The organism is Stieleria sedimenti (genome assembly GCF_025060895.1).
Classification (GTDB): Bacteria; Planctomycetota; Planctomycetia; order Pirellulales; family Pirellulaceae; genus Stieleria; species Stieleria sedimenti.
In genome coordinates this window covers 2,979-24,833 of record NZ_JANZKV010000049.1, presented here as the reverse complement: position 1 = coordinate 24,833, position 21,855 = coordinate 2,979, and the positions used below count along the sequence as shown (strand labels likewise).

General features: G+C 57.8%; 10 protein-coding genes and 1 tRNA gene. 4 read left to right on the top strand and 7 right to left on the bottom strand.

Annotation, left to right across the window (positions count from 1 at the left end; genetic code table 11):
- Window positions 1–26 precede the first annotated feature (26 nt).
- The 5 genes from NZK35_RS07940 to NZK35_RS07920 all read right to left on the bottom strand — a co-directional run bounded on the left by NZK35_RS07940 (window position 27) and on the right by NZK35_RS07920 (window position 17,829).
- Window positions 27–713 carry a PKD domain-containing protein gene (locus NZK35_RS07940; RefSeq protein ID WP_259631997.1) on the bottom strand — a complete coding sequence of 229 codons (687 nt, stop codon included), beginning with the start codon at window positions 711–713 and terminating at the stop codon, window positions 27–29.
- A gap of 568 nt (window positions 714–1,281) precedes the next feature.
- A complete protein-coding gene (locus tag NZK35_RS07935; protein ID WP_259631996.1) occupies window positions 1,282–1,596 on the bottom strand; it encodes a hypothetical protein in 315 nt (104 codons plus the stop codon).
- A complete protein-coding gene (locus NZK35_RS07930; protein ID WP_259631995.1) occupies window positions 1,597–1,899 on the bottom strand; it encodes a hypothetical protein in 303 nt (100 codons plus the stop codon). It lies immediately after the preceding gene.
- A gap of 443 nt (window positions 1,900–2,342) precedes the next feature.
- Window positions 2,343–16,544, bottom strand: coding sequence for an ELWxxDGT repeat protein (locus tag NZK35_RS07925; protein ID WP_259631994.1), 14,202 nt, complete (start codon window positions 16,542–16,544; stop codon window positions 2,343–2,345).
- A 418-nt stretch (window positions 16,545–16,962) separates the two neighbouring features.
- Complete coding sequence (locus NZK35_RS07920) at window positions 16,963–17,829, bottom strand: serine/threonine protein kinase (protein ID WP_259631993.1); 867 nt, start codon at window positions 17,827–17,829, stop codon at window positions 16,963–16,965.
- A 24-nt stretch (window positions 17,830–17,853) separates the two neighbouring features.
- On the opposite strand from NZK35_RS07920, the gene NZK35_RS07915 reads away from it, so the two are divergent.
- Complete coding sequence (locus NZK35_RS07915; RefSeq protein ID WP_259631992.1) at window positions 17,854–18,117, top strand: hypothetical protein; 264 nt, start codon at window positions 17,854–17,856, stop codon at window positions 18,115–18,117.
- A gap of 166 nt (window positions 18,118–18,283) precedes the next feature.
- Here NZK35_RS07915 and NZK35_RS07910 read toward each other — a convergent pair whose 3' ends face one another.
- Complete coding sequence (locus NZK35_RS07910) at window positions 18,284–18,853, bottom strand: sigma-70 family RNA polymerase sigma factor (RefSeq protein ID WP_259631991.1); 570 nt, start codon at window positions 18,851–18,853, stop codon at window positions 18,284–18,286.
- A gap of 513 nt (window positions 18,854–19,366) precedes the next feature.
- Window positions 19,367–19,439, bottom strand: a tRNA-Ala gene (locus NZK35_RS07905).
- Window positions 19,440–19,685: 246 nt separating this feature from the next.
- Between NZK35_RS07905 and nusB the strand changes: the two genes are divergently transcribed.
- Genes nusB through NZK35_RS07890 form a run of 3 tightly spaced genes read left to right on the top strand, consistent with a single transcriptional unit; the run spans window position 19,686 to window position 21,832 of the window.
- On the top strand, window positions 19,686–20,144 hold the full coding sequence (gene nusB / locus NZK35_RS07900) for a transcription antitermination factor NusB (RefSeq protein WP_259631990.1): 459 nt from the start codon (window positions 19,686–19,688) through the stop codon (window positions 20,142–20,144).
- A gap of 11 nt (window positions 20,145–20,155) precedes the next feature.
- On the top strand, window positions 20,156–20,932 hold the full coding sequence (locus tag NZK35_RS07895) for a sulfite exporter TauE/SafE family protein (RefSeq protein WP_259631989.1): 777 nt from the start codon (window positions 20,156–20,158) through the stop codon (window positions 20,930–20,932).
- A gap of 36 nt (window positions 20,933–20,968) precedes the next feature.
- Window positions 20,969–21,832, top strand: coding sequence for a TerC family protein (locus tag NZK35_RS07890; protein WP_259631988.1), 864 nt, complete (start codon window positions 20,969–20,971; stop codon window positions 21,830–21,832).
- Window positions 21,833–21,855 lie beyond the last annotated feature (23 nt).

Sequence of the window (21,855 nt, the reverse complement as noted above, 5' to 3'; positions counted from 1 at the left end):
AGTGTTCGAGCCAGGCTGAGTTCTGGTCACAGTCCGTTTCTTGAATCGAGCCCTTCGGCCTCCTCAGGCCGTGGGGCGTGGGTTCCCCAACCGTGTCCCGGCGTCACAGTCGTCCATTGGCCTCCGTCCATGTTGTGATCGAGCCAAATCCAGACGTCGTCTTGCGGCACGTTCCACGACGGATCGAGATTATCAGCTGAGGCGGTTCCCGTCATGTTCGACTGTCCCGCCAAGATGAATACCTTCACCGGCTTGATATCGACTTCATCAACAGTCACAACCACGGTATCGGTGGAAGATGCTCCCTCGTTATCCGTCACCGTCAAGGTGAGTTCGTGGTTTCCGATCGGGAGCGTGGGCGTGATGTCTGCGGTTGTACCCAGAATCGTTGAACCTTGCCGCCATTCATAGGAGACAACTTCGCCATCGGAGTCGCTGCCGCTGCCCGTCAGCATCACAAACCCGTCGCCATTTCCTCCCGCGTCGTTGAGCGTCTGATCCGCACCGACATCCGCCGTTGGTGTCTGGTTGCCAACATCACTTGAGAGATCGAGGTCGACGACGAATGACTCGGTCGCGCCACTTGGATTGATCCCGTGACCGGTGATGATCAGGCCGTCTTCGGAAATTGCTAACGCTCGACGAAGCCTCCAGCCTGCAAGAGCATCGCCCAGCCCGTATTCTTCGATCAGGACGTTCTGAAGATTGCGCATTCCGTTGACACTATCCCAAATGTATGCGCTGTCGTTCGCTTTTCCGATGACAACCGATCCATCGCCACTCACCCCGCGTGCGCGACTATCCACGGTCGCTCCGGGAAGGTGCCCGAGACCGACCATGCCGGTTTCGCTGGACCATAGATACGCCTCCACTCCTGCTGCGGATTCACTTTGGCCAACGACGAACCGACCGTTTTCCGATACGGTCCACGCGAGGCTCTTAAATCCTCCCCCGGGAAGGTCTCCCAGCGGTAGGCTTCGTCGCTATTGACAGAGTGACCGCAGCCGACGACGACGGAGCCATCCGCTGATACGGCTCGCGCACCACTGTTATGGGCGTTGCCCGGCAGGTCCCCAATGGGTTGTATGTCCCCGCCGACGATTCGAAAAGAACCCGCCTCTCCATTAATTACCGGCGTATTGCCAACCATGACAGATCCGTCTGCGGAGACTCGGTGGACGCTGGCCATTCTCGTCCCGCCGGGATCGTCCTCCGTGCGACCAATGGTCGTAAGATCGCCAACGACGGACAAGATCCCGTTCTCCCAGCGATAACCGTTGCTCACGCCGTCGCCTCCGACGACCACGGATCCGTCGTGGATACGTCATCGGCTTTGAAGGTCCCTAAATCGATCATTCCCTGATCTCGACTCCAGCGATACGCCTGATCCCCAGAGTTTCCCACGATGTACCGGCCATCCGCCGACATCCCTCTAGGATCGCTGGAAGTCGCACCCGGCAAGAAACCCAGCGGTGTGAACTCGGCGAGTGGTTCGGTTGGAATGGGGGTGCCGGAAATCATCACGTTATCAACGTTGGCATCTTCGTTGCTGCGGCTGACTTTGGCTCGGAATCGCACCAGCAGATCAGACGACATTTAAGGATTCAGGTCGACGGTCTCGTTGTACCAAGTGTTCTCTTGGCTCAAGTTGCCGTTGAGCCGGAGCACATTGGTCTGCCAGCTCGATCCGCCATTGGATGAAATGTCCATGGCCAAATACTCACCGGAATCGAACCTTGATTCGATCAACCAATCGAAGGATGACTCAGCCGAATCGTAGCTCGTAAGATCCACCGGGCTACTCATCGTCAGGGTCGAGTCACTCGCTCGGCCATCGACCTCTGCGGAAACATTTCCGTCGGTGGCTCGCTGCGTCGAACCAATTGCCAGCCCAGTCATTGGAACTGCTACCCGATTCAAAGCTGTCGGCAAACAGCGTCACGTCCGCGGCCGGCAGCTGGCGACCTTCGAGTTTTTCCAGGCCTGCGACCAGTCTCCGACGCTTTGCGTTTGGGTTCCCGCGACGGTTCGTCGTTCTTGAGCTGCGTCGGCTTGAGCTTGAAGGTCTGGCCATCATCCGGTCTCCGGGAAATCGCGACTCGGATTAGCTTGGGCAACCCCAAGCGTGTTCACAGTCCAATGCGAGATCGGACTGCGAAACGTCCGCCATTTGGAGTGATTTCATTAGACATATCGACAGAAATTTGCCAACGCCAAGATTGCGAGCTGTTTTAGCCGACCTGCTACCAGCGTTTCCGGCCAAGCAGACGATCCCTCAAAGCGATCGTCTGCTCTCGTTGAAATCAAATCACGTCAGCCTCAGCTGCGGTCCGAGCTCACGCCTATAGCTCTGTAACGAAGTCTCCGGCCCGATTGTTTTTCTTGAGGTCCGTGATGCGGTCTCCGGCGCCGATCATAAACCAATCAGAACCGGATCCGCCGGTAAGCTTGTCCTCGTCGTTATCGCTGAAGATTTCATCGGTGGCATCAGTTGCGTCAACTTCGACAGCCTGATCGATCCATTGGTCAAGCAAATGATCAATCTCTTCACGCAACGTGGACTCAGTGAATTGTTCGGACATCAGAATATCATGACCGGCTGAACCAACCATCCGATCGGCCCCCGGTCCACCGACCAGAAAGTCATCGCCGCTGCCACCAACGATTTGGTCATTCCCCGACCCACCAAAAATGAGGTCGGAGTTACTGCCACCAGAAACATGATCATCTCCTTGGCCCGCATGTACCATCGATTTGATATTTAAGCTACCCAGATCAATCGTATCGTTACCCTCACGCGACCAAATACGAATTTCATCGACTTCGGCAAGCGGAACTCCGGTGTTTTCTCCGTTCAACGTAAGCATTCCGTTGCTTTCGCCGAAGAGGAGCACGTCATCGTTCTCGGTGCCTCCGACACGTAGAATGTCGCCAGTCAATTCGATCGAACCCTCAGCGATGGCGGGCGTAATCTCGATGCTGACATTTGCGTCAGCCAATCCACCATTTCCATCGGTGACAGTGTAGGTAAAAGTCTCGGTCTGTCCGGCAAGGTCGCTGGTCACACCGGGTTGATATTGCAACGATCCGTCAGCCTGCACCGTCAAAACACCATGGGCCAGTGGCGTGGGCACTCCCACTGCGGCGGTTTCACCGTTGATCGCGAACACCGATAGTGAGTCAAGCCGATCGATGTCAGTGTCGTTGGCCAACAATCCGACGCCAACCGGAATCGTCAAGGTGTGATCTTCGCTGACCGCGTAAGATTCAGCCGATGCGAACGGGGCATCATTTTTACCGTCAATCGTAACGACCGCAGTCTCCGTGGCGGTGCCGTCTAGTGAGACAACCGCAAAGGAATCGGTTTCGACTTCATTCGCGCTCATGGGTTGAACGGATGAATTGTCGAGCACGTAGGTCCAGTCGCCTGTCGCATCGATGCTGAACGTTCCGAAGTTGCCAGCCAAATCGGTTTCGGGAACGAATCGGTTTTCACCGTCGTCGAGATCCGTCACGAGCAGCCCGCCAGGTACACTCGTAAGCGAATCCTCGTTTGTTTGTCCGGTCGCAACGCCAGAGATTGAGGCTACGTCGTTCAATCCTTCGATCGTGATGGAAACCGTCTCGTTGGCGGTCCCGTCGACCGAGCTGGCAGTAAACGAATCGGTGACCAAATCACCCGCATTCAGGCTCTGAGCCGCCGCGTTGTCCAACACATAGCTCCAATTGCCGGAGGGATTGATGGCGAATGCTCCATAGGTTCCTGTTTGGCTGCTCGATTGGAAAACCGTTTCACCAGCATCGACGTCCGCGACTGTCAACACGCCCGAAATCGTTGCGATTGAATCTTCATCGGTGCCGCCTGTCGCCACACCGGTAATCGATGCGGGGTCATTTTGGCCATCGATCCTCACCCTTACGCTCGCGGTGCTCGTGCCGCCGTTTCCGTCGTCAACGGTGTACGTGAATCGATCAGTGTCGGATGAGCCGCCGGGCAGTGTTTCGAACCTTCCGGCCGGAGCGTACGTGAAGGTTCCGTCGCCATTGTTCGTGACTGTTCCAATCGTGCCGGTGGTGTCAACGCTAAAGATATGGATGTCGCTCACATCGACGTCTTCATAGTTCGCCAGCAGTTCCACCACCGGTCCGTCTTCGCTGACGACGACTTGGACATCGTAAGCGACCGGCGGCGTATTTAGGATGACGTTCAATTCGAACGTTTCTGTCGTCACGCCGGACTCATCGCCATCACTGACGGTAACGCTAACGTTGCGACGTCCTTCCACATCAAATACTTGGTCAAGTTCAAACGTTCGGGTTCCGACAGGGAGAACGATGCTTTCATCGACGGTGCCATCGTCATCCCAATCGATATCAACAGAATGTTCGTCCACGACACCAAGATCGACAAACGTCACCGAACGGGAAAATACTCCTTCGAGGGGTGGAAGAAGTGTTTCATCGTCCAGCGTGAAAGCAGGGGCTACGTTGGTGACTGCCACGTCGACCGTCGAGACATTGCTGACTGTGCTGTGGGAGTCCTCAAGCTGGACGCTGACTGTCGTCGTGTTCGGGCCGTCGTGGAACGTGACATCGAAGTCGCCGGTGCCAGTGATCGGATCGAACACCCGATTGGAGACGGTGGCATCCGGGCCGGCATCAATGCTCACAAGAGCAAAGGTGTCCGGTCCTGGATCGTAGGTCGTGAAGCTGTACGTGTGCGTCTCGCCCTCAATCGCGGCGGCTGGACCGCTGAGTGTCACCGTCGGCGCGACATTGTTGACGACCAGATGCACGTCGTTGCCGTCGTCTGCCAGGTAGCTGATTAACGCATCCGACTGGCTCCCGTTGATCGCGACTGGATCACCCTCCGGATAGCCAATAAAAATTCCCACGACCTTGTCAACCGTCTCGTTGTTCACGAGTTCGAAGGCATCACCGGGCATCGGTTGATACGATCCTGCAAAGTCGAGAGCCACCCCGCTCAAGTCGATGGGACCGTCGATCGCCAATTGGGCGTATTGGGTATCAACAGAGGTCCCATCAATGCGGAATCGAATCTGGGGCGGCAGCGTTAAATCATCCGCAACGATGCGAAGCGAGGCGTCCGCGGTCAGGTGACCACCAAACGAAATCAAACCCATTGCGGCCTCCAACAGACTGTCACCCATCGTTGTCGTCGTTCCGGCGATGGAAATCGACTCACCGACCGTTGCGAGCGTTCCAGCGATCGCGAGGTCGTTTCCATAGCTTTGACGACCGGTCGTAAAGACGTCTACGGCTCCCGTCGAACCGCCGGCATCGACCGAAACGCTTGCCAAAGGATTTTGAGCGCCAACGGATTGCAGAAATTGGATGGTTCCTTGGCCCTCGGCCACCAACGCATGGGGGCCGTCGATCGGCTCCGCAAACACCACGGTTCCCGATCCCGAATTCAGGTAAAGATCAGCTTTCAACGACACCGAACCATTGACACGAATATCACCGGCATTTTGGTCGAAGCCCGATGACAGTTGCACCGTTTCGCGGACGACGACGTTCACGTCAAGCGTCAGGTCGCCGCCACCGACTGCTGATTTGGTTGCCAAGTTGCCTTCGAGCAGCAGCGAAGTTGATTGAATGGATACAGGTCCGGCGAAGGTCACATTCCCCAGCACGGTGACCACGTCGTCAGCCGTGCCCGTCTCCACGACAAGCCCAGTGTTGCGGTGGTCATTGTCGGCGGACAGAATCGAGACGGTGTCTTCGCCGTCTTGAAGTGTCGTGTCCAAAGTGAAAGACGAACGTGCGACACGCAGTTCTGTCATCGCGACACCGTCGCTGGTACCGGAGATTACGAGCGAGTCGGTTTGGTCATCGGAAAGTTGTCCTTCAGAGATGGCAATTTCATCATCCAAGTTGGGAGTTTGAAGTACAATTCTTCCGGCCGAGTCGAACTGGAGAACATCGATGCCGTTGAAGCCGACTGATGCGTCCCCGATTCGGATCGATCCGTTGCCGGTAATCGTTGAGCCGGGCTGAACTATCCAGTCGAGCGTCTCATCGCCGAGCAACGTCAGAATGTCAGCACCCAGGCCGCTGGAAATCGACAGCCCGCCGGGTGGAATCAAACTGCCGCCACCGAAATCGACGATCATCGCGTCAGCGCCGTCGCTACCCTGGATACTGACCGCATTGGTCACGCTAGATTGTGGTACGCGAACTTCGTTGGCCGCGGTACCACTGGTGCCCGCACCGGCGGTAATCGCTGAAGTGCCCGACGTGATCACGTACTGAGCCGTGGCGGGATCGATTCGAATGGTCAATTCCGCGTCGTCCTGTTGCGGCATCGTGACCAACAGGTTGCCGTTCTCGAGCGTGACATCCCCGAGCGGATCTGGGACAAAATTTTCGATCTCGCTGAGAATCGCTTCGAGTTCGGGATCCCCCGGGACGACGGTCAGGAAGTCTTCGCCGGACGAACGGATGATCAAAGATTCTGTCGGACGTCGGAAGCTGATCGGCGCAAAGGCGTTGCTTTGGCTGGTCAACTGCAGGAGTTCGCCGTCGTGAGAGAGCGTTGCGTCGGTGACCTCGTCGGCTAGGTGGAAAATCATCTCAGGAACACCACCGAGGTCACTTTGCAGTGATTCGATTTGCGTCCACTGGACGATCGATTCGTCGCCGCCAGAAAACGGGGTCAGTTCGGTTCGGCCGTCGCCGCCGCTGGTCCACTGGTGCAAGATCGTCGCGAAGGATCCGTTCCGATAGACCAACGAATCATTGCCAGCGACACCACCGGCAAAGGAGACCGAATGGTTCTTGGCGGACGGCAAGAAGCTCAGCAGCAAGGAGTCATTGGTTGCGTCGTCGCCGATCAGTTCCATGACCGTCGGCAGCGTTAAATCGCCGCCGGCGATCGTTTCGCTGCTTTCGATCAGGTTAAAATCGGATTCGGCGAGTTCCAGAAAGAGGCGAGTCGAACCGTCATCCGTGTTTTCGATCGTGTGTTGTAGCGTGTCGTCGTTCAGGATGTAGCCATAGCCGATGTGGCTGGCCAAGACCGCGTTGGACGCATTGCTAAGGAACACAACAAGACTGCGATCGGCGTCGAAGGTCGTGTTGGAATGAATGGGGACTTGGACGACGCGTGACGTATTGTCTCCGGCTGCCCAGGTAAACTCGCCCGAGACGGAATCGTAATCGCCGCCGTCGACCGTCGCAGTGTTGTCGGCGGTCGCGAAGTCCACCGAAACGGGAAGGTCGTGATCGCCGATCAGGTCGACCGTCAACTCGATCAACGCGGTTCCATCGTTGCCTTCGACTACGGCTGCGTTGTTGATCAGCAACGACGGGGGAAGAATCGTGCCGACCCTCGCAGCGTCAACTTTGCCTTGAAGTCCCGATCCTGAGAACTCGGTCGCCATTGATTCCGGCGTCCTGACCGCCTCGACGACCTGTCGCATCGCCGGGGAGAGTTCGCCGAGCATCACCTTCTTGACTTGGAATAACCGGTTCAAGTAGTCCAGGTCGAGAGTCACGCTGATTTGGTCGATGGCTTGATTGCCGGCCGTGATGGCTCGGGACGCCGCGTCGACAACGGTTTGATGGACCGCCGGATCATCAGAGAATCGTAAACCGCTCTGGTTGCTGATACGGTTGATCAATCCCGCGACCACCGAATCGTAGCTGAGATTCAGCGACGAACCCTCACCGGCGATCTCATCGGCAAAGGCTCCGAATACAAGATCACTCAAGTAAGCCGTGGAAAGTGTCGGTGCCGAAGCGGCGAACAGGTCCGCGATCGGCTGGGCGGTGGCATAGATCCGGACCGCCGTTTCTTCGGTCTTCGCGGCATCGCCATCGCCACTGATCGTGGCGTTAAGCGGGTCGGCGCCACGGGTCGTCAGACTGGGGATGTCGAAGGCTTCGGCGGCTCGTCGGTTGGCGGCGGCGACCGACAGTCCATGAACGGTCGTGAGTCGTTCCACAACGCTTGATAGCGACGAAATGACGAAGTGACCGACGGGAGCGGAGAACTGCATCCGCAACGGCAGCCCGATCGAGATGTCGATTCCGCCGGCGAGAATCCAGCGGCCTTCTTCGGCGGTGATCCATCCATCGCTGTTCCGATCGAACGCCGCCGGCACCTGGGCGGTGAACCTGCCGTTCAACTGGGTCGGGCGAACGGGTTCGTTTGTTTCATCGGAATCCTGGATTCGGTTTCCGTTCAGGTCGGCGAAGTCCGCCACGCCATTGAAGTTGCCGTCGAAGAAAGCGACTGCTCCTTTCACAAACCCCTGAGTGGCACCGTAATACGAAGGAGTTCCGGGCGTCATTTCGCCCACTTCATTGACTTGTTCCTGCGTGAGGCTTTCGTACGATGTTCCCAGGGGCGGATCGATCTCGCACACCGGTTGGGCGATCGAGTTGAGTGTCCCGGCCGGACCGGCGGGCGGTTCGTTGCAGATCGTTTCCGCGTCGTCATCCAGAATCCGAATACTGCGTTCCTGAGCGTGTTCTGGTCTCTGCGCGTTGTAGACGACACTAAAGGACATGTTGATCGTTTCGGTCGGCTCGGTTTTGTCGTCGTTCTTCACCCGCACCGAGAAGTAGCCCACTTTCTCGCCAGCCGGGATTCTCAGCTCGCTGTTGCCGTCCAGCCCGGTCACCTCGAAGTCCGAATTGTCCGTGGCGGTTCCGGTGAACCTGATTTTGACGCGGACGTCTTTTCCCGACACCTTGTCGATCTTCACCGCATAGCGGATCTCGCCGTCGGTTTCGCCGAATGGCTGATCCGCCGCGGCCAGGCGGTTTCCGTTGTGTAACTGTCGTGCCGAACCGAAGGCAACTGTCGGAGCCCCGTCGTCGTCATTAATTCGCATCACCGCGAAAGCGTTCTCGTCATCGACCTGAGCGTCGCCCAACGGATCTTCGATCGTTACGAAGACATTGCGTTGATAGTCATCGATTTCGTCTGCAATAGTGGTGACCCGAAGGGTTCCCGACGTGGAACCCTTGGGGATCAGGACGGAGTTTTTATTGAAGACGTAGTCGCGGTGTTGGACCGCATTGCCGCTGACCCGAAAGGGAACCCAAATGTCCTCATTGGTCGACGAGGTTAGTGAAACCGTGAAGAAGCCTTGGTCGTTGGCTTCCTCGAGCGTTTCGTCGCCTGAGTTCGTCTTGATTGAAACGAATGGGTCGTTGTCTTTGATCGTGATTTGATGCGATCCGTGGGTTCGCGACACCCGCGTGCCGTTGCCGGACGGCTGGATGCCGATGTGAATTTCTTCAGGGGACTCGTTCACTCGGTCATTAGTGATCGTGACACTCCGTGACGTGGACAGTTGGCCGGGGTTGATGACCAGCGGTGATAGTCCAAGCGAGAAGTCGGAACCAAAACTGGCATATCCGGGACGATCAAACCCGTCCCGCCCCGAGACGGTCAGCGGCACGGTGATCGGGCGAGTCGATTTGATCGACGAATGAACCGTGATCGTCGTCGAATTCTCGTTTTCCCAAATTTCCTGTTCGTCGATTTCAAAATAGAATTCTGCGATGTCGTTGTCCCGGATACCGACGGTGTGCAGCGTCGTGGGTCCGGGGATTGCGTTGACGGGGACATCCAAACTGATCTCGACGGATTCGTTCGCGCCCGGTTCGAGCAGACTGTCGTCGGTGATTTCGAAGGAGATTGAGTGGCTCGTTTCGCCCGGGTTGAAAACCAGTTCGTACGTCTCGTCGTCACCAAATACGAAGTCCTGATCGTTCGCCGTTCCGGTGACGGAGAAGGGCACGTGAATCGGCAGCGGCGATGGTTGGGAGAGAGTCACGTCGATGGAGTATTCGCCGAAGTCTTCGGGAACGTTGCTAAGTGACTTTGAAAAGTTCACGCTCGGTGCGTCGTTCTGGGGGATCACGATGACTTGCTGTGTCGCGATGCCCCGTTCGTCGAGCAACCTACCGTTGATCGGAGTGCCCAGCTCGACAACGATCCGCTCGGTTGCTTCGGCCAATGTGTCATCAACGATGGTCAGCTTCGCCGTCGCCGACGCTTGACCGGCGGGAATGGTCAGGCGGTTCAAGCCACCGTCGCGAAAGTCGAGGTTGCGAACCGCCGTACCCGAAAAGGTCAGCGGCACAGTGACATCTTGGTGCGACGGATCGTTCAAACCGACCTCGATGGTCACGGTCGTACCCTCTTGAGCGGAAACATTCGACGTCGCGCCCACGAATGAAACGTACGGTTGCAGATCGTTGTCTGTCACCGTGAATGTCACGGGGACGACACCGGGGGCGAAGTCGACGAACGGGCTGGTGTCCAAAGCGACCGAAAAACTTTCCGTCAGTTCAAAGCGTTCTTCGTCGTTGACCGACACGTTCACGCTGGCTGTCGTTTCACCGGGCGGAAAGACGAGTTCGGTTCCAAGACGATCGAAGTCTTCGCCGAGCGTGGCGGTACCGCTGTCGAGACTGACGGGAACACGGATGGGGAAGTCGACCGGCGTGTCGATCGTGGCGGTCAAGGTCACAAAGCCGACCCCTTCGTCAACGGTTTGATCGGTCGTCGTGATTGAAAGAGTGGGCTTTGTGAAATTCCCAAAGCGACCGTACAGTTCGCGACCGAACGCCGCCGTTTGCGCCACGACGAACAGGTTTCCGCCCACGGCGGTCAGTTGCGTCGGGACGCTGCCGCCGCCATCGGCACCGGTGAAGTTGGCGACGATCGTCGTGCCCTCGGCCGTGCCGTCGGTCTGCCACAGTTCCTCGCCGTTGACGCCGTCGTTGGCGATAAAATAGAGAGTTCCGTCGATGTTGGTCAGACCGGTTGGATCGGATCCCAACGGTCCGGGGCGGATGTCACGCACGACCACCGTACCTGCTTCGGTGCCGTCGCTAGTCCAAAGCTCGGTGCCGACATCGCCGTAACCGATCACGATGAAGTACAACGTGTCGTCGACCGCGGCAAACCGGTCCAGTCTGGGTGAATAGAAGGGAAGTTTGAAGGTCGCGATCCGCTGAGTGCCCTCGGTCGTCCCGTCGGACTTCCACAGGTCGTCGAAGCGGCCGCTGGTAAAGAACAACGTGCCGTCGACATCCATCATGTTGTCAAATGGCCAGGACTCGTTGGTGGGAAATTGACTGACCTGGACGGTACCGTCGGTCGTTCCGTCGCTCTTCCAAAGCTGGTAGATCGAGGTGTCGGGGTTGAGATCAACGAAAAAGAGCGTGTGAGTTTGGCCGCCCAACTCATCGGTGGCGGTCACGCTGGTCAGATGACGAATGGCGGTGCTGGCCGGCCCCGGATGCCGGTCTCGGACCAGGACCGTCCCGGCTTCCGTCCCATCGCTCTTCCACAATTGGTCTCCGCCGCCCCCAGCGGAAACGGTGAAGAACAGCGTGTCGCCGACGGCGGTCAAATCGTTGATGCCTGAATTCCCGCCGTCGGGAGTGAAGTCCTTGACGACGACCGTTCCCGATTCAGTTCCATCGCTGACCCACAGTTCCCGGTTGCCCGAACCCTCGGTGCCATCAATGGCGGTGAAGTACAGTTTGTCGCCGATCGCGGTCAGTTGAGCCGGACTGGAACTGGCACTCGACGCGGTGTCGTTGATGTCTTTGACCAGATGGGTTCCGTCCGGCGTTCCGTCGCTGGTGTACAGCTCGCGTCCGTGCCGATAGCTTCCGTCGGCCCCCGATGCGACGAAGAACAAACGACCGTCGACGTCGATAAAATTGTGCGGCGTCGATTCCGCTCCGCCTCTCCATAAATCCTTGAGCAGTCCCGTTCCGGCCTCTGTACCGTCGCTGACATACAGTTCGCGGCCGAGCAAAGGATGGTCTCCTCGGTAGAACAGCAGTTCGCCCGACGCGGTTAACTCGGACGGATTAGAGCTTCCTGTGGTGTTGTCAAAGCTTGGAACCAGGATGGTGTTTTCCGGCGTGCCATCGCTACGGAACAGGCTGAATCCCGTGCGTTGAAATCCGACCCGGCCTTGGGCGGAAAAGACGAGCGATTCTCCGTAGCCTCCGTCGGCGGATGGCAAGTTGGCGACCACCATACCGGTCGGGTCTCCGCCGGTCGTCCCGGCAAAGATATCGACAGCCAGTTGTGGCGTCGCGTCCGCGCTTTCCAGCACCCACAGTTCCCGACCGAAATCCTCTCGGAAAAACGAACTGCCGTTGGTCGCGTTGAAAAACAGTTTCTCGCCGAAGACAACCAACTCACTCGGATTCGCGCTGGGTCGCGCGTTGTATTGATCCGGGGCGTAGATGTCTTGAACGAGCGAGGTGCCCCCTGCATCGTGTTTCCACAATTCGACCCCGTGCGTGCCGTCGTCGGCGGCAAAGAAGACCGCATCCCCAAACGCGGTGATCCACTCGGGGTTGGAATCGCCCGTCGGCTGTATGTCGCTGACCATGACGGTGCCCGCCGCGGTCCCGTCGCTCGTCCATAGTTCGACGCCGTGGTTGTCATCATCGGCAGTGAAATAGAGTACGCCGTTGATTTCGGTCAGGTCGGCGATGTGTCGAAACGACGATACGTCACTTGGACGGATGTCCTTCACCATCACAGTCCCGGCAGGCGTTCCGTCGGACTTCCACAGCTCATGGCCATGCGTGTCATCGTTGGCGGTAAAGAACAGGGTCTCGACCGCCGCACCGTTTCCGTCATGCGTCGTGACGGTTGTCAAATTCTCTGGAAATCTCAGTACCGAATTGTTGATGAACTGTTCAGCTCCCGATGTGGTGCCGTCACTTCTCCAAAGATTATGGTTCAAATTGAAATAAAGGTGGTCGCCCATGACCGCGAAGCCGGAAGGGGGAACGCTTGAGCCAGGCCCGGCCCCGGCTGTGCCTTCGATCGTGCCGTCGGTTTTCATCAGACGGTACGAATTCCCGGTCGTTTCGCCACGGGCGGAGAAATAGACTTCCCCTTGGAATTCGATCATCACGACGTCGCTTTGCGATGTCCGGTACACCGTTCCTTGGTGCAGCTGGAAGGTCCCGTCGTTGGTTCCGTCGGACACCCAAAGTTCGTTTTTGGCGACGAACAACAGCTTGTCACCGAGCGCGAGAAAGGAATCGAAACGGGAAGAAGCGGCGCCGACACTTATGTCCTTGACGATGCGAGTTCCGTCGCTGGTGCCGTCAGTCACAAACAGCTCGCGGCCTTTGGTCGGCGCTTCGGCGGTGAAGAAGACCTTGTTTCCCACGGCAATGAAGTCTTCAGGGTTAGCGACTCCGGTCGTCTCAATGAGGTTGTTGTTGGTGTCCTGCAATAATTCGAAACCGTTCCAATCGAGTTCCGGCAGATCGTTGACGTGGATGGTGAAGGTCTCTTCGATGCCCAGCCCGTATTGATCGATCGCTCGGACGCGAAGATTAAACGTGTTCTGCCTCTCGTAGTCCAGTTCCGCGGCGGTCAGCAACCGATTCCCCTGCACGGCGAAACGGAGGTTATCCTCGTCACCTTCGCCGGGAACGAGTTGGAACGTATGCGTGTCGGCCGGGTTTCGATCCTCGGCCGTCAGGATTCCGACCGTCGATCCCAATTCGGGATTTTCGTTGATCGTTTGATGGCTGAGCGTGATCGCCGAGGGGTTGTTGTTCGTGGCGATGGAAAGTAACTCACGCCCCAGAACAGGATGATTCGCCGCGATGACCAGACGGTCTCCGGCGGCGAACGCGACGGCGGGCGAAGGGGCGGTCGAAGACGGGTCGGTCGAGGCGGCCCCCAAATCGGCGATGATCTCGGCCGTGCCGATCAGGTCACTTCGCCAGAGTTCGGCCCCGTGAACCCCGTCGTCGGCCAAGAAGTACAGGTCACCGTTGATGTTGGTCAGGTTCGCCGGATCGGCCGAATCGCTGCCGACATGGATGTCGGCGATCAACGTGGTACCGATCGGTGTTCCGTCGCTCCGCCACAGTTCTCGTCCCCGAGAACCATCGTCGGCGACAAACACCAGCGTTCCGTTGACGTCGATGAGTTGTTCAGGATGGCTGCCCACGCCCGGATCGCTCGCAATATCGCGCACCAGTTGCGTTCCGATTTCGGTCCCATCGGAGACCCACAGTTCGCTGCCGTGCGTGCCGTCGTCGGCCCGAAAGAAGATCGTTCCATCAACGGAAATCAGTTCTTCCAGCCTCGTCGCGACGGCATCGTCACCAAGGTCCTTGACCAATCGGGTTCCCGACTCGGTTCCGTCACTGATCCATAACGTGTTCTCGTCGGCGACGAAGTACAGGTTCTGGCCGTCACCGGTCAGTTCAGTCAAACCGCCGGGCAAAAGGGATTCGAGGTTTCCGACGATTTGGGTGCCCGGCCCGGTTCCATTCGAACTCCACAACCGGGCGACACCGGCCTGGTCATTGGCGACGAAAAACAGCAAACCATCGTTGCTGGTCAGCCAGCTGGGGGCGGATCCGGGTTGCCCGCTAACGAAGCTGGTGACCTTGCGGGTTCCGGATGCCGTCCCATCGGTCTTCCACAACTCGACTCCTTCGACCGCATCGTCGACGACAAAGTAGACATTGCCGTCGTGGACGGTCATTTCGCGGATCATTTCCGTTCCGGGAACCTCTGCAAAGCCTTTCAACAGAGTCGTCCCGTCCGCGGTGCCGTCAGAAACGTACAGCCCGTTCCCGCCGCCGGGCGTGGTGGCCGAGAACAACCACTGGGAACCGAGAGGCGTGAAATTTTGGGGATCGGCCGACGCTTCGCCCGGATGAACGTCTTTGAACAAACTCGATGAAAAAACGTGGAGGGTGAACGATTTTTCGATCGTTGCTCCGATGGCATCCGTGGCCGATACTCGGATGTCGTGGATCGGTTTGGTTCCAAAGTCCAGCGGCGTCGCGGTAACCAACTGATCTCCGACGATCGTAAAGTTGGCGTTGTCGGTGCCACCTTCGCCAGCAACGAGCGCGAAGGTGTGCGTGTCGGCGGTGTTCGCGTCGACTGCCGAGAGTGAAGCGGCCGGGCTTCCCACTTGCAGATCCTCATTCAGCGACGTTCGAGAGATCAAAATATCGGTCGGCGAGTCGTTGCTGATAAAGATTTCGACACCGGTGCCAACGCCGTTGTGGGTTCCGCTGCCGATCACCAAGGTGTGGCCGCCGAGATCGAGCATCGGAATGGGTTGGCGGATGGCGGCGGCGAGTTGCGTGCCGGCGGTCGTCCCGTCACTGGTCCACAACTGATAGCCGTCGGTCCCATTGTCGGCGGCAAAGTAAAGCTCGCCGGCGATGTCGGTAAAGCGGACCAAGTCCGATCTCAGGGCGTTGCCCAAGCCTGGATTGATATCCTTGACCAACCGGGTTCCCGCCGCAGTGCCATCGCTGGCCCAAAGTTCCACGCCGTGTGTGGCGTCGCTGAGGATGAAGAAAAGTTGGTTGCCGATCTCGATCGGTGAGTCGAATCGGCCCGTCGCGATCGGGAAGGTGCCCGCTTCGGTGCCATCGCTTACAAAGGTTTCGGTGCCGTTGCCGGTCGTGGCGTGGAAGTAGAGCAGATCGCCCGCCGCGGTCAGTCCACTAGGTGTCGAATTGCCCACGCCGGCATTCAGGTCCTTGACCATGACCGTTCCGTCTGCGGTGCCGTCACTGGTCCAGAGTTCGAAACCGTGTTGGTCGTCGCGAGCGCGAAAGAACAGCGTTCCATCGAAATTCGTCAAATCGGTCGGGAACGAATCGGATCCGCCCGGATAGATGTTCTTGACAAGCTCGGTGCCCGCTTCCGTTCCATCGGTCTTCCATAACTCGAGGCCATTGGTGTAGTCGTCGGCGCGGAAATACATTTCGTTGCCGACAGGGGTCAAGTAGCTGGGACTCGAGCTGCTGCTGCCACGGCGAATATCTTTCACCACCGTCGTGCCTGCTTCGGTGCCGTCGGTGACATAAAGTTCGGTTCCGCTTGTTCCGCGTGCGCTGAAATAGAGTTGATCGTTCCACGGCGTGAGATTTCCGGGAGAACTGGAAGCCGCGCCGACATTGAGGTCCGCGACGATTCCCGTCCCGACGTCGGTTCCATCGCTGACCCACAGCTCTCTGCCGCTCACGCCGTCATCATTCGTAAAGAAAAGCTTGGGCGTCGGCGAGTCCTCCACGTCGACTGCCAGGAAGTTCCGGTGGCTGTCGTAACGGTCGATCGCGATCGTATCGATTCGCGTCGTACCCGCCGTGGTGCCATCGGTTTTCCAAAGCTCGAAGGCATCGTTTCCGTGAACCAAACGATTTGCCGAAAAATAGATTTCGTTGCCGACAACGGTCAGATTGGAGGGTAGCCCGCTGCCGGGTCCCGGATTCAGGTCTTTGAGAAGTTTCGTTCCGGCACTGGTCCCATCGGTTGTCCACAGTTCCGTCCCGTGCTGTCCATCGTTTGCCTCGAAGATGACCCGGTCGCCGATTCGCGCGTACTCAGACGCGTTGGAATTGTTTGCGTTGTTGAGCGCCGAGTCGGACCCCGGATGGATGTCGCTAAGTAATTGAAAGTCCGCACTCAATAGGCGTCGATCTTCCAAAAGTTCGCTCCGCAGCTTGCGACGCGATTCAGCTCGCACCCTTGTTCGTTGCTTGTCGCGGGTACGGAAGAGAGGCAGGAAATTGTGCAACGATTTCTTTCGCATGGTGGGGCTGCCTGTGCATGGCCTAACGGGAGGACGCGCCGTTTGATCAACCCGAAACGGGGCGGGCGAGGGGATGGGCCCCGCCGCCATCCGCCTCTGACCGCTCCTGCAAAATCAAAAGGCCCTGTCAACGCGGGCTCAAAGACTAATGCGAGTTTCCGAGACCATTCGTCCGGAAGTTTGACGGTTTTCTGTAGAAAATCTCATGAGCTAATACCCACGCCAGATAGCGTCACGGAGAGAAGCTTCCGTTTTTGCCGTCTCGGACGCCTTGCATTGCCGCGACAGCGGTGAACTACCGCCGCGAGAGTCCAGAGTCTGGATCTGTCGCCTCAACGTTCGATCGGTTCGTTCAGCACCAGCGAACCGTCCGCCGTAGGGCTGCGGGAATCGCAACCAGATAACCCAGCGTTTGGATGGACATCATTACCAGAATTAAATGGTGCATCAGGAAGCGGGCCGCTGGAAAATCATCGTATAACTCGATCGGCGAGTCACCGTTGAACAGGATTCGGCCCAGCACAAAGACCGTGATCAGACTCAGCAAGGATGCCGGGAAAACCGACCAGCGAATGCGACGAAACGAGAGCACCGCCAGAATCAGTAGAGGAGCATGCCCGGCGAAAGCGACCTTTGCTATGTCGAGCGACGTGCCGCCAGGATCGACGGACTCCTCAAAAGCACCCTGGTGGAGGCCAATGACCACACCGGCGAAATTCGCCAGCAGTGCGATTTGAATGGCAAGAGAAATCAGGCCGGCCTGGAAAATCCGCGCCGGTTGCCGGGTCCAGCGGCCGAAACGATGCCACCAACGAATCGGCTGAGTGTGGATCGCCTCGCCACGTAAATACCGATCCAAATCCTCGGCCAGGGCATCGGCGGTCGGGTAGCGCGACTCGGGCGAATGCTCGAGGCAACGCTGGCAGATCGTTTTAATGTCGCTTGGCACGGCCGATACATCAGGAAGCCGAATCGTCTCTTCCGCACGCACGCGGTCGAGCACCTGCATGGCCGAGTCGCCTCGGTAGGGTCGCTCGCCGAAGACCAATTCGTACAAGATGACACCCAGCGAATAGACGTCGGATGCTGGCCCGATCGCGTCACGCCGACAATTCGCCTGTTCGGGCGCCATATACAGCGGTGTCCCAATCAAAATGCTTGATTCTGTAGCCGTCAAGCTCTCCTCAATCACGCGAGCGATGCCAAAATCGGTCAGCATCGGAATGACGGTAGGATGACGTGAATGATTGACGGCGACTTCGAGCGGGTTTGGCTTGGTCTGTTTCGTGGCACTCAGCAGTGCTTGAACTCTTCGCTTCAGCGCAAGATCATTTCCACAATCCTGGAAATGAAGAGCAACGCCCCAACCGAAATCGTGGCGATTGCTTCGAACCTCAGGCTGATTCTCGTAGGCTTCATCCAGAAAGGACTCTCGCTCAGCGTCACCCTGCAGGCGTATCGTTTGCAGATAGAGCTCTCGCAACGAATCGTTCTTGGCGTCGGTTGACATTCGAAACTCCGCGCTCAGGCAGACAGATCGGTCATGGCATTGAGTCAAGCGCAGATCGGTGGCGTGCACGCAATGCGCTGTCATCTAATGCGTATCTGGACTCCGAGTCGTCCGGATTCCGAAGATTTTATTCCGATCGGCCGATGGAACGCGGCCTGATTGCCTAGCTGGCGGAAATCTCGACGGAATACCAGGCGAGTGCAAAATCCCAGTATTCGTAGGCGGTGGTTCGAGAAACCCCGATCACATTCGCAGCTTCCGTCACCGACAAACCGGCGTACAGCCGAAGTCGCACCAACTCCGCCACAATGGGATCTTCCTGTTCCAGCTTCTGGAGCGTCTCATCCAGCTCAAGTATTTGCTCAGGAGTCACTTTTGTCGAATCTTCAACGAACTCGGTCATTCCCACATGGGCTGCCTGGCCACCACGCTTCGCCGCGGCTTTGCTGCGCGCATGATCGACCAGGATTCGCTGCATCGCCTTTGCCGCAGCGGAGAAGAAATGCCCTCGCGAGTCCCAGTCCTGAACGTCACTGGGAACCACCAGCCGCATGTAGGCTTCGTGGACCAGCGCGGTCGCTTGCAGTGTATGATCCGGCCGCTCGCCCGCCATTCTTGTTGCAGCGAGCTGACGCAATTCGTCATAGACCAGGGGCAGCAAGTCAGATGGAGCCTGTGAATCACCTGATCCAAGCTTCGAAAGGATCTGTGTGATGTTGACCGTGTTACCCATTTGCAGTTGCCTATCACGTTAATCGGGGCGGCCGTTTCAATCGCATGTTAATGACTGGTTCATGCTCCTCTACGGTGACAGCCAGGCGGGAGACTGCCGTCAGAAACAGATTGTCTGGTCGTGGCGTTCGGGTCCACTTAGTTTGAACACCCGTCCCCCAAGATGGTAGCAGAGGCAGTGCCAACCAGGGATATTCCTACCCATGTCCTCTAGATGCTGACGCGAACTTGGCATTGGAGGCCCGCCGCAACGCCGCCTGAGGACGAAGCACCAGACAAGTCATCTGCCTGATGCGACGCCGAAGTGGGAACCATCTTAAAAAAGGCGGTGTGCCATTGAATCAGGATGGGTGGGTCGCTGATGATTGATCGCGCGAAAAGATGGGTTCGGCACGAATTGAAGAAACAGGCGTAACATGTGCCGACGACACATTCAATCAATGTCCTGAAAGCAACAGCAGGATACTGAGGCCACGATGGATTCCAGGCTGGAACACGCTATGAACCCCGGTAGTGGAGGTAGACGGACTTGAACCGACGACCTACGCGCTGCCAGCGCGTCGCTCTCCCAACTGAGCTATACCCCCTCTTGGGCCCCCATTTGAATTCTGATCGACGCCATGGGGGGAAGCACGTCGGCCCGTCGCAACGGGCTGACCAACTGATCAGGAGCGGTATTATCAATCCGACGGCCGATTCGTCAACCCGCGTTTTGGACGCAAAATCGAGGTAGCTCGGCGCGGCGGCGGGGCGCGCCTACAATCCGCCTCTGATCCCCTGCAATCCCCGAAAAAAGCGTCTCAGTCGAAAGAACACGCGTCCCGAGATCCTGAATGTCCACCCGCCGTCGCGCCCGCGAGATCGTTTTACAGTTACTTTACGAAGCCGACGTCAACGGCACTCGCGATGCCGTGTCGGCTCGCCGGTTCATCAAGTCGCGACTGCAGGGACGTTCGGCCTTGTCGGCGTTTGCCGAAAAACTGTTGACCGGCACGCTGGAACATCGCGATCAAGTGGATCGGCATCTTTCTCGTTTGGCCAAGGGCTGGGCGCTGGGGCGGATGGCGATCACCGATCGCAACGTAATGCGAATGGCGGCCTATGAGATCCTGTTTGCCGAAACGCCCGGCCGCGTCGCGGTCAACGAAGCGGTGGTGTTGATCAAACGCTATGGCGACAAGAACAGCCCGCGGTTTGTGAACGGGATTTTGGACCGATTGCTCAAGGAATTTGAGGCCAACGCATTGGGTGACGTCGGCGAAGAAGACGTCACCCAAGACAACGACGGTTAGGCGATCGACCGATGCCCGAAGTCGTTTCCTGGTTTTTTCCCTGGTTGCTCGTCACGCTGGTGCTCTCGGTCGGCATCTTCGTTCAAGCGGCAGCCGGATTCGCCGCGGGCATGCTGATCATTCCCACCCTGTTGTGGCTGGGTTACTTGATCCCCGAAGCCAGCATGGCGCTGTTGGTGGCGACGATTCCGCAGAACATCGCGGGCGTTTACGCGCTACGGGATTCGATCCGACCGAAAACCATTCTCTGGCCGGGCATCGGACGCGTCGCCTTCTTTCCGCTGGGAATCGTCGCGCTGATCGCGATCGAAGAAGCATTTCCGTTGGTGCGGATCCGCCAGTTCGTCGGCGGCGTGGTGCTGGCGGCGACCATCGCGACGGCGGTTTATCACCCGGTCCCCAAGGCAAAGCTGTCGCCGATCTGGGCCTGGATCGCTTTTCCGATTTCAGGGTTCTTGCAAGGGTTGGTCGGGATGGGCGGGCCCGCAATGGTGTTTTGGGTCTCCGCCCATGATTGGAACACCCGCCAGATTCGCGGGTTTTTGTTCGCGATGTACCTGACCAGTCTCGCGCCGGCGATCGCCATGCTGTTCGCTTTCTTTGGAGATCGATTGGTCGTCCCGGCGTTGAATGCGTGTGCATCGATTCCCATCCTGTTGTTGGTCACCTCGCTGGGACTTAAATTCGGCAATTGGCTCGGACGCAACCGTCTGCGACGCGTTACCTTGGGGCTGCTATTGTTGATGGGGATTCTCGGCTTGGCGTCACCTTGGATCCGCCCCGGCTAGTGCGATGACAAAAAGGCATTGGATATGATCGCGGAAATGGGATCTCTGCTTACCGGCGACGCCATCATGGCGTTGTTGACGTTGACCTTGATGGAGATCGTGCTGGGGATCGACAACATCGTCTTCATCGCGATCATCACCGGACGCTTGCCGCCCGAGAAACGGTCGTTTGCCAGACGATTCGGACTGGTGCTGGCCATGGGCATGCGAATCCTATTGCTGCTGGGGATCGGCTACCTGATGCAACTGGTCGGGCCGCTGTTTCATCTGTCCGACTATGTCCCGCTGGAATCCGTTGTCGAGTACCTGCGCGAAAACGAAGAGGCCGACGAAATCAGCGGCAAAGACCTGATCCTGTTGTTCGGCGGTCTGTTTCTGTTGTGGACCGCGGTGCGTGAAATCCACCACAAGATCGAGGGTCATGAAGAAGAAGCCGAGATCGGGAACCTGCCCGGCGACAGCGGCGGATCGTCCGACGGGATCAACCCGATCACGGAGGAAAACCGGTCGAGCGTCACCGTCGGCGGCGTGTTGTTTCGAATCGCGTTCATGGACATCATCTTTTCACTCGACTCGGTGATCACCGCCGTCGGCATGGCCAAAGAAGTCTCCGTCATGGTCATCGCCGTGGTGATCAGCGTCTTGGTGATGATCGTGTTCGCCAACCAGATCAGCGAGTTTGTCCAGAAGCACCCCACCGTCAAGATGTTAGCCTTGTCCTTCTTGATCTTGATCAGCGTCGTCTTGATCAGCGAGGCCTCCGGGACGCCGATCAGTAAGGGGTACGTCTACTTTGCGATGACGTTTTCCCTGATGGTCGAATTCCTGAATCTGAGAATGAAGATGAAACGCATTCGCCCCAGCCGCGGCGAAGGTGAAACCGGGAGCATGAGGAAGTAGGATGGTTTCAGGTTCCAGGTTCC

Coding starts and splice junctions, on each gene's coding strand:
- NZK35_RS07940 (WP_259631997.1), bottom strand. CDS start 713: ATGCGCAATCTTCAGAACGTCCTGATCGAAGAATACGGGCTGGGCGAT.
- NZK35_RS07935 (WP_259631996.1), bottom strand. CDS start 1,596: ATGTCGTCTGATCTGCTGGTGCGATTCCGAGCCAAAGTCAGCCGCAGC.
- NZK35_RS07930 (WP_259631995.1), bottom strand. CDS start 1,899: ATGACTGGGCTGGCAATTGGTTCGACGCAGCGAGCCACCGACGGAAAT.
- NZK35_RS07920 (WP_259631993.1), bottom strand. CDS start 17,829: ATGCTGACCGATTTTGGCATCGCTCGCGTGATTGAGGAGAGCTTGACG.
- NZK35_RS07915 (WP_259631992.1), top strand. CDS start 17,854: ATGATTGACGGCGACTTCGAGCGGGTTTGGCTTGGTCTGTTTCGTGGC.
- NZK35_RS07910 (WP_259631991.1), bottom strand. CDS start 18,853: ATGGGTAACACGGTCAACATCACACAGATCCTTTCGAAGCTTGGATCA.
- nusB (WP_259631990.1), top strand. CDS start 19,686: ATGTCCACCCGCCGTCGCGCCCGCGAGATCGTTTTACAGTTACTTTAC.
- NZK35_RS07895 (WP_259631989.1), top strand. CDS start 20,156: ATGCCCGAAGTCGTTTCCTGGTTTTTTCCCTGGTTGCTCGTCACGCTG.
- NZK35_RS07890 (WP_259631988.1), top strand. CDS start 20,969: ATGGGATCTCTGCTTACCGGCGACGCCATCATGGCGTTGTTGACGTTG.